At 48.7% G+C, this 14,632-nt stretch carries 12 protein-coding genes; 11 read left to right on the top strand and 1 reads right to left on the bottom strand.

The features are described 5' to 3' along the window. Position 1 precedes the first annotated feature (1 nt). The gene (locus AC121Z_RS00365; protein WP_498125689.1) at positions 2-1,228 is read right to left on the bottom strand and encodes a hypothetical protein; all 1,227 of its coding nucleotides are present in this window, start codon (positions 1,226-1,228) and stop codon (positions 2-4) included. Positions 1,229-1,894: 666 nt separating this feature from the next. Between AC121Z_RS00365 and AC121Z_RS00370 the strand changes: the two genes are divergently transcribed. From AC121Z_RS00370 to AC121Z_RS00420, 11 genes are read left to right on the top strand one after another with little or no spacing between them, the layout of a single operon-like run. Continuing rightward, the gene (locus tag AC121Z_RS00370) at positions 1,895-4,597 is read left to right on the top strand and encodes an HzsA-related protein (protein ID WP_498125691.1); all 2,703 of its coding nucleotides are present in this window, start codon (positions 1,895-1,897) and stop codon (positions 4,595-4,597) included. A gap of 17 nt (positions 4,598-4,614) precedes the next feature. Then, positions 4,615-5,370, top strand: coding sequence for an SH3 domain-containing protein (locus AC121Z_RS00375; RefSeq protein WP_498125692.1), 756 nt, complete (start codon positions 4,615-4,617; stop codon positions 5,368-5,370). After that, positions 5,340-6,011, top strand: coding sequence for an outer membrane beta-barrel domain-containing protein (locus tag AC121Z_RS00380; RefSeq protein WP_498125694.1), 672 nt, complete (start codon positions 5,340-5,342; stop codon positions 6,009-6,011). Before AC121Z_RS00375 ends, AC121Z_RS00380 begins: the two co-directional genes overlap by 31 nt. A gap of 9 nt (positions 6,012-6,020) precedes the next feature. Next, complete coding sequence (locus tag AC121Z_RS00385) at positions 6,021-6,548, top strand: TlpA family protein disulfide reductase (protein WP_498125696.1); 528 nt, start codon at positions 6,021-6,023, stop codon at positions 6,546-6,548. A 49-nt stretch (positions 6,549-6,597) separates the two neighbouring features. Continuing rightward, positions 6,598-6,807 carry a DUF4266 domain-containing protein gene (locus AC121Z_RS00390; protein ID WP_498128104.1) on the top strand — a complete coding sequence of 70 codons (210 nt, stop codon included), beginning with the start codon at positions 6,598-6,600 and terminating at the stop codon, positions 6,805-6,807. Next, positions 6,798-7,934 (top strand): DUF3570 domain-containing protein, encoded by a 1,137-nt coding sequence (locus AC121Z_RS00395; protein WP_498125698.1) that lies wholly within the window; start codon positions 6,798-6,800, stop codon positions 7,932-7,934. Before AC121Z_RS00390 ends, AC121Z_RS00395 begins: the two co-directional genes overlap by 10 nt. A 2-nt stretch (positions 7,935-7,936) precedes the next feature. Beyond that, positions 7,937-8,554 carry a hypothetical protein gene (locus tag AC121Z_RS00400; protein ID WP_498125700.1) on the top strand — a complete coding sequence of 206 codons (618 nt, stop codon included), beginning with the start codon at positions 7,937-7,939 and terminating at the stop codon, positions 8,552-8,554. A 17-nt stretch (positions 8,555-8,571) separates the two neighbouring features. After that, positions 8,572-10,566, top strand: coding sequence for a hypothetical protein (locus AC121Z_RS00405; protein ID WP_498125702.1), 1,995 nt, complete (start codon positions 8,572-8,574; stop codon positions 10,564-10,566). After that, positions 10,563-13,565, top strand: coding sequence for a tetratricopeptide repeat protein (locus AC121Z_RS00410; RefSeq protein WP_498125704.1), 3,003 nt, complete (start codon positions 10,563-10,565; stop codon positions 13,563-13,565). Before AC121Z_RS00405 ends, AC121Z_RS00410 begins: the two co-directional genes overlap by 4 nt. After that, positions 13,552-14,226, top strand: coding sequence for a hypothetical protein (locus tag AC121Z_RS00415; RefSeq protein ID WP_498125706.1), 675 nt, complete (start codon positions 13,552-13,554; stop codon positions 14,224-14,226). The genes AC121Z_RS00410 and AC121Z_RS00415 overlap by 14 nt, the downstream gene beginning before the upstream one ends. Beyond that, the gene (locus AC121Z_RS00420) at positions 14,207-14,572 is read left to right on the top strand and encodes a hypothetical protein (RefSeq protein WP_498125708.1); all 366 of its coding nucleotides are present in this window, start codon (positions 14,207-14,209) and stop codon (positions 14,570-14,572) included. Before AC121Z_RS00415 ends, AC121Z_RS00420 begins: the two co-directional genes overlap by 20 nt. Positions 14,573-14,632 lie beyond the last annotated feature (60 nt).

The raw sequence follows: 14,632 nt of genomic DNA on the forward strand, positions 1-14,632 counted from the left end.
TTTATTCTCCCATGCAATATTCAGCGGTTGCTGCAAAGACCTGTTTCAGCTGATAGCCATCACTTTTGAAGTCTGTGGTAATCGTGTTGACGGCGGCTCTATCTGCCGCATCTTGCGGTTCGCGTAAGCACACATTCTTAAAAACCTTTTTAACTTGGCATTGGGCAAAGGCATGGCTGTTGGCAAGCTCTTCACCCATACTCTTGGCGCCATAGCCTGAACCGGCAAGGGAGTCTGACCAACCTAAATTTTGATTGATCCCCGCTCGCCAGTAATTATCCCAGCGATCATCTTCGGTAATAAAACCAAAAGGAAAGTTATTCGCATTAATCCAGTATTTTGCTTGTACACGCAAGCCGGTTTGTGCATCGGTTTCACCACTTTGGTTGTAACTGATGCGGCCATTTTCACCATCCGGATCGTTATTTATGTCGTAGTCATATTCGTAATACGCAAATGCTTGTGCTAACGGGTCCATGCCTGAATGACAGCCCACACAGCTATTAATGAATATACGCGAGTCGCCACCCGGACTGCGGCTTAAGTCTTGTCGGATCCGGTCGGGCGGTAGAGTGGTATCTTTGAGGCCTTCAAGATCAGTACACAAGTGATTCATTAGGGTAAAGCGCAGCATAGCTCGATTGGTTCCGTCTTTAAAAAACGCGCGTGCACCTTGGCGGGTAGTCATAACCCCAGCGGTGGCTTCTGCAGGTAACTCGCTGTGTGACGATTGCGTTGTGGCAATGAGTGCTTGCGATAAATCAATACCTTGCTCCTCAAGCGCAAGGTAATGCGCGTTATTGCTTGCCGAATAGGCGGGAACGTTATAGGCGCTATCCGCAATATATAAAAGGTCAGCCGTTAATATGTCACGAAAATCGCGATCGTCACGTACGACACCGATGACAGTGGCGGTGTAATCATTGAGCGGGGCGAAAACGTCAAACTCTTCGTTGGTCCAGGGTGTCACCCACTGCTTGAGCGTAACGTTGTAGAACGCCGGATGCTGCATTGCAATCGCGGCGGCTGCACGAGTATCTCCTGCTTCGATTAGATTTTGCATTTGCTCGAGAGTCGCGCTATCAGCGGGAACACCCGCGATGCGGTCGTGCAATCGTTTACTTTGCTCTAAAGTGCCAGCCTGTGCTTGGCCAATCGAGCAGACTAGGATAATGAGGAATAACTGGGCACAGTTGATCATTCTGCTCGGATGAAATAGGGACTGCATAATCTCTCCTTGGACACATCGGAACAAACAACGTCGACGTATCGAAACAGCAATATAGGTGGGTATTGGTGAGCAATAAATCGTCAGTTTTGTCGTTACGTCTGATTTCTCATACCCGAATTCAGTTGGCAGGATAACTAATCATTTTTTATGCCTATTACTATAGGTGGCTGATAAATAAAGCTATATTTTGGTTTTCTCGAGTTTAATCAGGCCTGATCGAGAAAATATGTCGCTAAATTTGCACAGTCATACGCGATACCTAACGAGAGAAAACTCAGCCAGTGTGACGAAAACCGACTTCTTTTGGGCTATATGTGCACGCCATGGCTGAAAATTAGGTATTGAATTGGCGTGGCTATTTGGCAACACAGACGGATAGGATGATGTGGCTTCGCCTAATGGGGGATTTATTTTTTTAATAAAATCATGCATTTACTCATTTGTGTTGCACAAATCACTTTAAACTTTAGGTATGGATTTCTATTCCATCGCTCATTTTTCACACTTGTTTGCGTGTAAGTCCCGTGGGAGTTTGCACAGCCTAGTCGCTGATTAAGTGCACGCGGAACATCGCTCAGTTAAGAGGGGGTGTGGTCGTGTTGAGACACTATTTTGTTGTGTTGATTTAGCTATGCTAGCGCTGGAAAACTGTGGGACTTAGCAATGATTCAAAATCTTCAACATAACCTTCGAGTAACTGTGCATGCCGCGTGTTTGAGTGGCGTATGTGCATTTTTGCTGGGGTGTGGTGAAGAGACTTTACTCATCAGTAATAATCAAGATCCTGACCCAGTGCTCGTTGATGTACCCGTAGCGTATATCAAGCGCGATTTAACCGTCGATAGTAATGGTGGAGTAGCGGGATTACGTGACATTGAAGCACCACAACAATTTTTACCCGGCAGCGCCTTGTTTATAAAATCACGCGCCTCGGTGTCTGCACTTGAAGTGAACATTACTGATCGTGTGTTCATAGCTCCTGGGGAGGAGAATTTACCCGAGGAGATTCCGGCCTACGACGTTAAAGATTTGTCGGTTTCTTATGACGGTAATCGCTTGCTATTTGCGCTGCGTTTACCAGCAAGTGAGGCGCAGCCGGAGCCGACCTGGAATGTGTGGGAATACGACCGCGTATCTGACACACTGCGTCGCATTATCACGTCAGATACTATCGCTAATATCGGGCATGATACTGGCCCGGTTTATTTAGCGGATGGACGTATTGTTTTCAGCTCCACGCGCCAGCGCGCCAATCAAGCCATATTGTTAGATGAAGGCAAGCCCCAGTATTCAGGGCTCGAAGAAAGCTTGCAAGCACATGCGTCTGTTTTACATATAATGGACGCTGACGGCTCCAATATTGAACAAATCTCGTTTAATCAAAGCCACGACCTTGATCCAATAGTTGCGCCCAGTGGCAAGATCATCTTTAGTCGTTGGGATCAGGTAGCCGGCGACAAGGGGATCCACCTTTACCAAATGAATGCAGATGGTACTGACCTCGAAATTTTATATGGCCGCCATAGTCATCAAGTTGAAAATCAACGGCTTGATTTTATTCAAACTCAAATTACGCCCGACGGGCAAGTACTCACTGCTCTGTGGGAGCGCGAACGGGAACGCTTGGGGCAAGACTTTGCGGTACTCGATATTGCCGGTTTTACTGATGCGACGGTGCCAACACAAGATAATCCAGGTGCGGCTGGAACGGCGCAAACGCCCGCATTATTTAGCACTGTTGATACTGCTGCAGCGCATTCACCCGGTGGTTTGTATACGGCGTTATATCCTTTATGGGACGGTAGTGGCCGTTATTTGTTCACGTGGAGTCAGTGTCGGGTTGTAGCACCCAGTGAAGATGCTACTGGCGACTCCGTTGAGTCTACAATTTTACCTTGCAGCCAAGTCGATTTAACTGACCCCGTGTATGAACCAGCGCCTCCCTTGTATGGTTTATGGATGTATGATCCACAAGAGAATACTCAGTTGCCATTGGCGATCCCTGAAGAAGGCATCGCGTATACCGAAGTGGTGGCGATGGAGTCGCGGCCATTTCCACAAGATCCCGAATCTGCACCGCAAATACCCGCATTAATTGACGCTAATTTCGGCGCTATTCATATTCGAAGCGTGTATGACTTTGCCGGCACCGATACCAGTCCTGCTGGACTCAGTGTTATGGCTGACCCAACACAGGTAAGCGCCGAGGAGCGTACTGAACGCTTCCTGAGAATTACCAAAAGTGTTTCGATCCCTGATGATGACACACTAGACTTCGATCGCCGCGCTTTTGGCCGTAGTCGTGCGCAGTTGATGCGTGAGATATTGGGTTATACCCCCATCCAACCCGACGGTTCGGTGCTTGTCGCTGTGCCCGCCAATGTCCCTTTTGCGCTAAGTATTGTAGATGCCAGTGGTCAGCGGGTTTCAGCGCGTCATAATAATTGGTTGCAAGTAAAAGCGGGTGAAGTGAAAACCTGTAACGGTTGCCATACGCCACAAAGCACCGCGCCACATGGGCGCCTCACAGCAGAAGCACCATCCATCAATAGTGGTGCGCCGTTGAGCGGAGTCGGGTTCCCTGGCGCCAATCCCGCATTGTTTGCTGACATGGGTGAAACTATGGCTGAAACCCTAGCCCGTGTGTCTGGACTGCCAGAACTTACCCCGGATTTAGTTTTTGCGGATGTGTGGAGTGATCCTGCTACAACACCGCTGAGTGACAGCATCCTGATCCCGTACGCTGAATTACAGACGGCTCTACCTATTAATCAGGCCTGCGCACAAACCTGGCAATCGTTGTGTCGCATTGAGATCAACTATCCGCAGCACATTCAACCCTTGTTCGAGTTGGTGCGTGAAGTCCGCGACAGTAATGACAACCTGTTGCTCGATTATACTTGCACGAGTTGCCACAGCGCCCAAGATAGCGATGGCTTAGCGCAGGTGCCAGCGGCACAGTTAGACTTGCGTTCCGCGCCTTCGACCGATGACCCCAATGTAGCGACGAGCTACCGCGAACTCTTTTTTGCAGACAATGCGCAAGAGCTAATCGACGGTGTATTAGTGGATATTCAAGAGCCAGTATTTGATGAAAATGGCGATCCGGTTTTTTTAGTTGACGAAGACGGTGAGCTGATTCTGGATGCTGAAGGTAACCCCATTCAGTTGACACGTCCGATCCGCGTGTCTCCGTCAATGAGCACCAATGGCGCGCGTGCAAGCTCTCGGTTTACGGATCTGTTTAGCCGCACAGATTCATCGCATTTGGGCTGGCTAACACCGGTTGAAGTGAAATTGCTCGCCGAGTGGCTGGATATTGGTGGGCAATACTACAACAACCCCTTTGCGATCCCGCAAGGTTAGTGCTCGGGATTGAATTGATGAAAAAGATATCGCGGGTGTTTGTTCTCATTTGTACCGGACTAGTCCTAGCGATTAGCCGCAATGCATGGAGTGACGAACTGTTCGCAGTAACGGTTCAAAAGCCCTTTATTGAGATGCGCAGTGGACCCGCTGGGGTTTATCCAGTATTCCACATTGCCGAGAAAGGCGAAGTCATTGAAGTACTGAAGGCGCGGACACAATGGTACAAGGTGCGCACTGATAAGGGCGTTGAGGGGTGGATTTCTGCCGCGGATCTAAACACCACAACCGATGCGGATGGCCGAGCGGTAATGGTTAGTAGCGGTAATTTTGCTGACTATCAACTGCGCCGCTGGGAACTCGGCTTTGCCGCGGGAACCTTGGATGATGTGGTCAGTATGTCGGTATCGGCTGGCTGGGTATTAACCGAAAACGTAAGTGTAGAAGTCAATCTAGCGCAAGCCTTGGGCGACTTTTCAGAAAATCACTATTGGTCGCTTCGGCTATTGCATTACACCTTTCCAGAATGGCGATTATCGCCGTATCTCGGGTTAGGCAGTGGGCAAATTACCACTACACCACGCAGTAACCTAGTGGCATCGGGGGATGAATCACGTACCAACGATATTATGGAAGTTGCTGCAGGGCTGCGTTATTACCTGACCCGAAATATGGTGGTCCGATTGGAGTACAAGAGTCTTTTGGCCTTGACCCAGCGAGATGAACAAGAGGAGTTAAGCGAGTGGAAACTTGGCATAAGCGTATTTTTTTGAACCGTTGGCCCGCCGTGATTACTGGTAGTTTGCTTGTCCTATCGAGTATCTGCATTGCACCAGTGTACGCGCAGCAAACGGCGACACCACCGCCCATCATTGACCCCAATGTTACGCGGCGTACCATTCATGAGGCTGATATTGATACTGAGAACTTCGAAGTAACCGCCAGTATTGGTGTCCAGAGTATTGAGGATTTTGGTAATGACATGACCTATGCGGTGCGCCTCGGCTATCACATCTCAGAGAATTGGTTTACCGAAGCTTCCTATGCAGTTGCGCAAGCAGGGACTACAAGTTTCGAGGACTTGTCTGGAGGCGCAGCGTTTCTAACCGACGACGAACGCGACTTTACCACCTACGATCTGGCAGTGGGGTATAAGCTCAACGGTGAAGTTTTCTTCAGTGATGGTGTGGCTTTTAATACTAATTTTTACTTGTTAGTCGGTGGTGGAGCAACGGATTTTGGGGGAAATCAGCACTTCACGCTCACACTAGGCGCTGGTTATCGACTATTACTCACAGATTATCTTTCCATGCGCTTAGATGTGCGTGATCACATATTCAACAGTGATCTCATTGGGGAAGAAAAGTCGACTCATAATATGGCTTATACGTTAGGTGTAAGTGTTTTTTTCTAGGAGCTGATTATGCCGTACAGACCTAAAATTTTTAGCGATTTTACCAAGTTGGCCGTGTTGCTTGTGGTCGCGATTTTACTCACTGACCTGACGACACAGGCACGGGCCAATGGAGTGGCTCAGAACGCGCCGGATTTCACCTTGCCGAGCCGTGACGGTGACAACCGACGCTTACTGGAAGAGCGGGGCAATATTGTCTTGGTTAATTTTTGGGCAAGCTGGTGTGGCCCCTGCCGGGAAGAGTTACCCGCAATGGAAGCGTTGCAACAAAAGTATCAAGATCTGGGTTTTACCGTACTTGCGGTGAATGTGGATGATGCACCAGAAAAAGCCAACATCTTGTTGGATGATATTCAAGTGACCTTTCCCGTGTTGTTCGATTCAGCCGGAGATGTATCGCAACGTTATGCTGTCAGCGCTATGCCGACGACGGTATTTGTTGACCGAAATGGACTGGCTCGCTTAACCCATAAAGGGTACAAATCGGGTGATGAGAATAAGTATGAAAAAGCCATTAAATTACTATTGCGTGAGTAAATCACGCTGCGCCCAACTCAAATGGGGTATAGCGTTGCTGGTGCTGCTGATGAATGGTGGCTGTGCGACGACTCAGGAGTATGCTTGGTTGGAAATAGAGCCATGGGTGAAGCCCTACGAACGCTCTAATTTAGCTGACCCCATCATGAGTATGAATCGCAACCCGATCGCCAGAAGTTATGCTAAACATGTGCACGAATCGCGGGAAGGCGCGCGCGGTGCCGATGGCGCAGCTGGGGGAGGCTGCGGATGCAATTGATGCAACGAGTTGTTTTCACTTTTGGCATGGTGCTAATCGCAAACCAGGGGTTAGCCGCGGTCTTGCCGCAGGATCGTTCAGATGTGATGTACCATTCCTACTCGGGAGACGGTGTTTCAATTGATGGGCCGTCCATATTGTTACGCAAGCAGGTGGGTGACAAAGTGTCGCTGTCGGCAAACTATTATGTCGACACAGTGTCTGGAGCCTCTATCGATGTCAGAGCCACTGCGAGTCAGTATACTGAAGAGCGCAAAGAAGCGACACTTGGTGGGGATTTTTTACATAATAAAACGCTGTTAAGTGTGAGTTATACCAATAGCTCTGAAAACGATTTCGAGGCAAACTCGGCCTACATAGGTATTAGTCAAGACATGTTTGGTGACTTAACCACCGTTTCTTTAAGCTACGCAAAAGGTTGGGACGAGGTTGGTGTTCGTGGCGATGACAGCTTTTCTGAACAAGCCGACCGTCACAAATATGGACTTGGGATCACCCAAGTCATTAGCAAAAATATGATCATCGGATTTTCGGCAGAACACATTTCTGACCAGGGCTACTTGAATAACCCGTATCGTTCGGTACGCTACCTCGATACGAGCGCTGCGCGTGGGTTTAGTTTTGCCACTGAAGTGTATCCCAACACGCGCACAAGTAATGCGGTTTCGCTAAACGCCAATTATTACTTACCTTATCGTGCAGCGGTTTATGCTGATGTACGCTGGTACAACGATACGTGGGGTATTTCTGCCACTAATGGCAAGCTTGGCTATGTGCATACCGTGGGGCAAGAGTGGGTTATCGATATTTTTTTGCGCTACTACCAACAAGATAAAGCCGATTTTTATCAAGATTTATTCTCGCGTCCGAATGAGTTCAACTTTATGGCTCGAGACAAAGAAATGAGCACCTATTCAGGCGTGACCGCAGGTGTTAGTGTAGCGTATGAATGGCAGTTTTCTGCGACCGATGTGATTAAGAAATCCAGTCTGCATTTAGAGTATGACTACATGCAGTTTGATTATGATGATTTTCGCGATGTCACGGCGAATGCCCCGATCGGTGAGGAACCCTTGTTTGGTTTCTCCGCAAATGTGATAAAAGTATTTGTTTCCGTGTGGTATTAACGATGCAATTGAAGGGAGAGAATAGGGTGTGGCGAGAGTGTAAACGGATCGGAATAGCAAATTTGCTAATGCTAGCTTTGTTGTGTGTTGCTGCAATATTCTCTTTTCATGCTTATAGCCAGTCCAGTGACGCCGATGAGTTAGGCTTGCTAGCACCGGTTTCTGTAGCTAAGGAAAGCGAGTTAGCGCAAGATATTGAATCGTTGCAACAAGCACTAATTGAACTCAATCGTGACCTTTTTATCCTTGAGGAAGATCTACTTTTCCCCTCCAGTACGCAAATCGCAATCTACTTATCCATGGATGTCGGAGAATATTTTGCATTAGATGCGGTTGAGGTAAAAATAGATGACCAATCGCGCAGTCATTACTTGTATACCCAAAAGCAAGTGGAGGCTCTGATGCGCGGCGGTGTGCATCAAGTTTATCTAGGTAATGTATCACAAGGTACGCACCAATTGACGGCGGTATTCCACGGCATTGGCCCCGAGCAGCGGCCATACAAGCGTGGCGTCACGCTCGACTTTATCAAGTCAGAAGATGCACAAGTTATCGAATTAAAGATTGTGGATTCATCAATGGCACAGCAGCCTGAGTTCACGGCCGTGGCCTTGCAATAAAGGATTATTGTTAACCCATGCAATTGTTGTTCAATTTGGTTCGCGTTTTGATTGTCACTTTGCTGGGCTTGGCTCCAGCAGCGATGGCTTGTGCGCAAGAGTTAAGTGAACAACAAAAGCTTGCTGAATTGCGCATGGGAACCGTTTATTACCATTATTTTCAGCAACAGCCCCTAGCCACCTTACATGCCGTCGCGATAGCCAAACAAAAAGGGCTCTCGGCTGAGCAACTCGCGCAATTGCAGTTGGTGCAAGGCGGTGCGAGTTTACAGTTAGGAATGACAACGACGGCGACGCAACTGTTGCAGGAACTGCTCGCGACTACCCAGGCGCCTGAGTTGCAGGCTCAGGCCTGGTATTGGCTTGCCCATACGGCATTTCAACAAGGCCAGTATGCGACTAGTCAACAAGCGGCACAGCGCTTAAACCAACAAGCGCTCACAGACTATATCGAGCCGGAGCAACGGCATGAAATTGCTTACCAAGCGGCGTTTTATCAGATCCAGCAAACACCACAAGAGTGGCGACAAATATTAGCCGGTTTCGATGTGCATAGTGATTGGTATCCCTATCTTTTGGCCAACGTGGGCGTGCAATTCTTTAATCAGGAAAAATTCAATCAGGCTTCTGCTCGATTCTTGGATGCCATAGAGGCTGCGCGAGCGCCTAAACCAGAGCCATTTGATTGGTCATTTGCATGGCTGAATCCAGCCAATGCCAGCTGGTGGCCCTGGGCGGAAAGTTCGGCGGTCAAAACCTCAGCATTTACCGAACACAATGCATTGCTTGATCGCCTGTACTTCATGTTAGGGCAAGCATTTGTGCGTCAGAACGATTTTGATGCCGCGTTCAATGCGTATAAACATATCCAATCTGATGGCTTGTACGCCGAGCCCGGATTGCTCGCTTATGGATGGTCACTAGCGAATGATGAGCGATGGTTGGAGGCGATGCCAGTGTGGCGTTACTTGCAGCAAAATGGGCGTGGCTTACCCGCGTTACAAGCGACCCACGCGTTGGCTTATGGTTATGAACACTTGACCGACTATCGGCAAGCATACAGTATGCTAGAACAGTCGTTACAGCAATTAGAAAGCGCCCGAGTGTCATTACAGCAACTGCTTTCGAGTAGTGCGCAGGAAACTTTTTATGCACAGCTTTCTCTGGCTAGCCGAGACACTGCAACAGGCGCTTGGCCAACGGCACACCAAGATTTATTAATTGATATTTTGAGCGGTGATAACCAGCCAAACACTGCAAAACAATTACGAACCTTATTGCAACTGACGGATATGTACCAGTTGATTGCCGAGCAGCAAAGTAAAGTTGATGCGCTTCTGCTGATGCTCAATGAACGCGAGCAGGCCTTATTGCAACGTGCAGAAGATTTGCCATTGCTTGTGATGCAGAAGCGGATCGACCAAGCGCAGCAGCAACTGTTACGGCTAGAAACCAAAGTGTCAGAAGCGGAAGATGCGCCTGAATTGCTCGCGAATACCGCGCAGCAAGATTGGCTTAAGCGCTTGCAAAAAGCCCAGCAACGGCTGTCTGCATTGCTAACATCCAGTGCGATTTCTCCTCTGCAAAGTGACCAGATAAATACTCGAATCAAACGTATCCAAGGGATCTTGCAGTGGCGACTAATGGAACAGCAAATAGCCACATTACCGGCGCATATCCTCGCGTTGCAAGAGGCTGAGCAAGCGTTTAGTGCTGCCAATTTGCGCTTCCAATCGCTACGAGCACGCGTTGCTGATGAGCAAACCTTGCTCAATCAAATTGTTGCTGAGCGCGCCCAGTTGCGAGACATAGCGCAACGTTACGCAGTTAAAGCAGAATATACACGCGACATTCAGCAGCGCCTGGTAGCGAGTTTGTCGAGTTATCTCGTCAGCAAAATCAAACAACGTGACGCGGTGTTACTGGAACAAATAACCGCAACTCAACTCGCCATGTTACGCATGCAGGATTTGCATTTTACCCGCGGCAACGCGGCTGAGAGGCGCCAATGAAGTGGTTGGGATTGTTGAGTGTGTACTTATTGGTAGGATGCAGTGCTTACCAACCCGATGTGATCTATGCGCCTGCGAACAAAGTTGTAAGTAATAATCAAACTCGTCCTAATGCCCTAGTCAATCTAGCGCTTACTTCGGTTACTGCGCAATCAAGCACGCTGGACAACGTGCCAATCGCAGATTTACGCGCGCAATATCAGGCCCTAGTCCCTTTAGTCGATGAGCTGACTCGTAAGTCATCCACAGAACTTGCGTGGCAAGGCGTGTTAGGTCAAGACATTCGCAATCGTTTGGCGGATATTGAAATGCTACTCGCTGAAGATGCACAAGCACAGGGTCTTGAGAACGCCAGTGGTGATTATTATACCGTTGCAATAGCGGCGTACGAGGCGCTATTAGCAAATGAGCAGCAGGCAGAACCGCTCACTCCATTAGCGAAAGAGAATATCCTTTATCAGCTGGCACGCGCCTACAGTTTGCAAGGTGATGATGCGCGAGCGGTGACTTACGCGCAGCAATTACTGAAGCGTTATCCGTATAGCCTTTATGCCAGCGAACTTCACTTTAGAATTGGCGAGTACCACTATAATAATAACAACTACGCGGCAGCCATTGAGGCCTATGAAGCGGTCCTTAAAGGTCGGTACAATTCGATTTTAGCCAAGCAGCAGGATCCTTTTTACGCCATGTCGGCGTACATGAATGGTTGGAGTCACTTCAAACGTGAATCTTATGCGCAAGCCATTGACGCGTTTATGCTGATGCTCGATGTTAGCCTAGCAGCGGAATCGTATGCCCAAGCACATAAACCGCTGGATGATTTGAATCTCAGTGAGCAGCGTTTAGTGGAAGATGCGCTCAGCATGACCGGCTTGATGTTCCTGTCAGAGGGCGGGGTGATGGCAATCAATGGCTACTTTGCCTTGTTTGGTGAAAAACCTTATACCTATTTGGTTTACGATAGTCTGGCTCAGCAGTTACTCGACGACAGCCGGTATCGCGAGAGTGCGGCAATGTATCTAGCTTTTGCGCAACAATACCCTATGCATCCTAAGGCCATCCCTGCATTTGTTAAGCATATTGATGTGTTTATTATCGGTGAATTTCCTACGGACGTGCTGCCTGCTAAACAACGCTTTGTTGAAGCGTATGGGATCAATGGGCCGTATTGGCAGGGCTTTACCGCCGCACAATCAGAACAGGCGATGCCTTATCTCGACGAATACATTACAACCTTAGCTCAACATGAGCATGCGCTGGCACAACAAACCGATGCCTCGATCCAAGGCTTACCCAATTCGGCCGAGAACTCGCGTCAGTTACTCGGGCAAATGCGAGACTATGCGTTTCAGCAGGCTCAACGTTGGTATGAAGAATATATCCAAACCTTCGCGCCGAGTGATAAAGCGGCCGATATGCAGTTCTATCTGGCGGAGAGCTATTATCAAGCGGGTGAATTAAGCGCTGCGATTGCTGCATATGAAGAATTCGCTTACACCCATGTAGCGCACGAGCAAGCGATCAATGCTGCATACACGGCACTAACGGGGCGTGCTAGGTTGTTGACAGGCGCTGCAGAAGAAGCCGAACAAGCGCTACAGGATTATCAAGCGAGCCAAGCGAAATTTTTACACACTTTTCCACACGACGAACGCGCTAACAGTGTTGCTTTGACACTGATGCAATCCTTATATGATGCAGAGAACTATCCGGCGGCTGTGCTGTGGTCGCAATGGTTATTGGCGCGAGCGATTGATGCTGTCACAAAAGAGACCGCCCAATTAGTGTTGGCACAGAGTCAATTTGAGTTGCAAGATTTTGCCGGGGCAGAGCAAAGTTATCTGCAATTGTTGGTGATATTGCCTGCAAACTCGCCAATTAGAGCTGACATGATGGATAAGTTAGCGGCCACTTACTTTCAGCAAGCACGTCAAATATTAGCACAAACACCTGATCTTGATCCTGCAGGCGCAGTGACACCACAACGTGCAAATGCACTACGAGCTGCAATTGAAAGGCTCCTACTAGTGGTTGCACAAACGCCCAATTCGGCGATTGCAATCAATGCCGAATATGACGTGATTAGTTATTTAATGCGTCTTACCGATTGGACTGCTGCAATTACTCAAATGCTCTCATTCGAGCAGAAATACCCACAACATGAGTTTACTAGAGACATACCAGAGCGCTTAATCGTTGCCTATGAGAATACCGGACAGTGGTTACTCGCAGCGCAGCGGTTAGAAGCCTTATGGCAAGCACAACCGGATACTGATAAAGGGCGAGAAGCCTTGTATTTGGCGGCTGAATATGCCGACAGAGCAGAAGCCATCGATGTAGCGTTACCGCTGTATAGGACTTACGCGCACACCTATCCGCAGCCACTGGCAGCCGCGAATGAGGCGAGATTCACTTTGAGTAACTATTACCTCGCATCTGACGAGCCGAGCAAGCGACGCTTTTGGCTAGACAAACTGGTACAAGCGCATGCTGAGGCCGGGCCGAATGGCACGGATCGCTCGCGCTATTTGGCGGCTATGGCACAAACCGTATTTGCCGAAGATAAGTTTTTCGCCTTCCAAAAAATTCAATTGACGTTACCGTTAGATAAAAGCATTCAACGCAAGCGCAATGCCATGCAGGCGGTGATTGATGGTTATCAACAAGTATTGGCGTATCGAATAGCCGAATTTAGTACTCAGGCTGGCTATCGATTGGCTGCAGCAAATGAGGCTTTAGCACAAGCGTTGTATGCATCTGAACGGCCCCCTGAGCTTGACGCACTAGCGCTGGAACAATATGAATTTTTACTTGAAGAGCAGGCCTTTCCTTTCGAAGAGCAAGCCATTGCTATTCACGAACAAAATATCCAACGGGGCTGGCAGGGTAACTTCAACGATTGGGTGAGCAAGAGTTATGCAGCATTGGCGCGCTTAATGCCCGCTCGGTTTGATAAGCCAGAGCAATTTAGGCAGGTGAACTATGCAGAATTTTAAACCTGTTGCGCTGTTAGTTATGGTGTTATTCGGTATGGGTGGGTGTGCCACTGTGCAGCAATGGTTGCCGCAGGAGAGTGCTCATCACACAGTAGTGCCAGAAACCGAGGATACCGTGAGCGCCGGTGTAGAGCCTGATTTGTTTAAACAAAGCGCACAGCCCCTGAAGGCGCAGCATAAGCAACAACTGAACGAGTTGCAGCAAACGCTGGAGGCTGAAGACAGACAAGCTTTGCCGAGCGCGATTGCTGCATTATTACGCGCTACTGGCCAGCCCCGAACGCCCTCGCTGATCCATTCTGCATTGGGTGATGCCTATGCGGAATTAAGTGAAGTCGAACAAGCGGTTGTGCATTGGCGGCAAGCGATTGAAATTAATGAATTTAATTATTTTGCGCATTTGCGCTTGGCCTCTTACTACAGGGATGCAGGGGATTTTTTACAGGCAGAGTCCCATTATGATCAAGCGATCAAGGCTTGGCCAAATTTGCCGGAGGGATATCGCAACCGAGGGATCTTTTTCGACTTGTATCAAGGCAAAAAAGCCTCGGCATTACGCGATTATGGTCGTTATCGAGAACTATTAGTGGCACAAGGAGAATCGACTCAGATTGTCGATCGTTGGATAAAGGAGATGCAACATGCAATGGATGAGAATTAAACAACCGCGCCGCCCATTTCGTCGACCGCGTGAATGGATTGCTGCCTATTTGGTCATATCGGCTTCACATGTAGCCATATCTGATGTGCATGCGCAGACTGCGCCTGCCGAAGAAAAGCGTATCATCACACTAGAATCGACGATCCGCGGTGACCAACAGCAGCCGCGAGTCTTGTCGATTGTGCCGTGGGACTCGCCGCCGCAAAAACGTGTAACGCGGGTGGCCTTAACCGGGCAGCTACAAGGCCAAATGGCACCATTGGAAAGAAACGCATTTTTGCAACGCATTGAATTGCATCGACGTTTAACGGGAGATGATAATTCAACGCCGGCAAATGATAACTGAGGATAGGCTGCGATACGCTTAGCCATAATGATTTTAGGTACACTCGACGTTTAGTCTCGA

Source organism: Alteromonas sp. DYW1 (assembly GCF_059752595.1).

Coding starts and splice junctions, on each gene's coding strand:
- AC121Z_RS00385 (WP_498125696.1), top strand. CDS start 6,021: ATGCCGTACAGACCTAAAATTTTTAGCGATTTTACCAAGTTGGCCGTG.
- AC121Z_RS00390 (WP_498128104.1), top strand. CDS start 6,598: ATGAATGGTGGCTGTGCGACGACTCAGGAGTATGCTTGGTTGGAAATA.
- AC121Z_RS00405 (WP_498125702.1), top strand. CDS start 8,572: ATGCAATTGTTGTTCAATTTGGTTCGCGTTTTGATTGTCACTTTGCTG.
- AC121Z_RS00410 (WP_498125704.1), top strand. CDS start 10,563: ATGAAGTGGTTGGGATTGTTGAGTGTGTACTTATTGGTAGGATGCAGT.
- AC121Z_RS00400 (WP_498125700.1), top strand. CDS start 7,937: ATGCAATTGAAGGGAGAGAATAGGGTGTGGCGAGAGTGTAAACGGATC.
- AC121Z_RS00420 (WP_498125708.1), top strand. CDS start 14,207: ATGCAATGGATGAGAATTAAACAACCGCGCCGCCCATTTCGTCGACCG.
- AC121Z_RS00370 (WP_498125691.1), top strand. CDS start 1,895: ATGATTCAAAATCTTCAACATAACCTTCGAGTAACTGTGCATGCCGCG.
- AC121Z_RS00365 (WP_498125689.1), bottom strand. CDS start 1,228: ATGCAGTCCCTATTTCATCCGAGCAGAATGATCAACTGTGCCCAGTTA.
- AC121Z_RS00395 (WP_498125698.1), top strand. CDS start 6,798: ATGCAATTGATGCAACGAGTTGTTTTCACTTTTGGCATGGTGCTAATC.
- AC121Z_RS00375 (WP_498125692.1), top strand. CDS start 4,615: ATGAAAAAGATATCGCGGGTGTTTGTTCTCATTTGTACCGGACTAGTC.
- AC121Z_RS00415 (WP_498125706.1), top strand. CDS start 13,552: ATGCAGAATTTTAAACCTGTTGCGCTGTTAGTTATGGTGTTATTCGGT.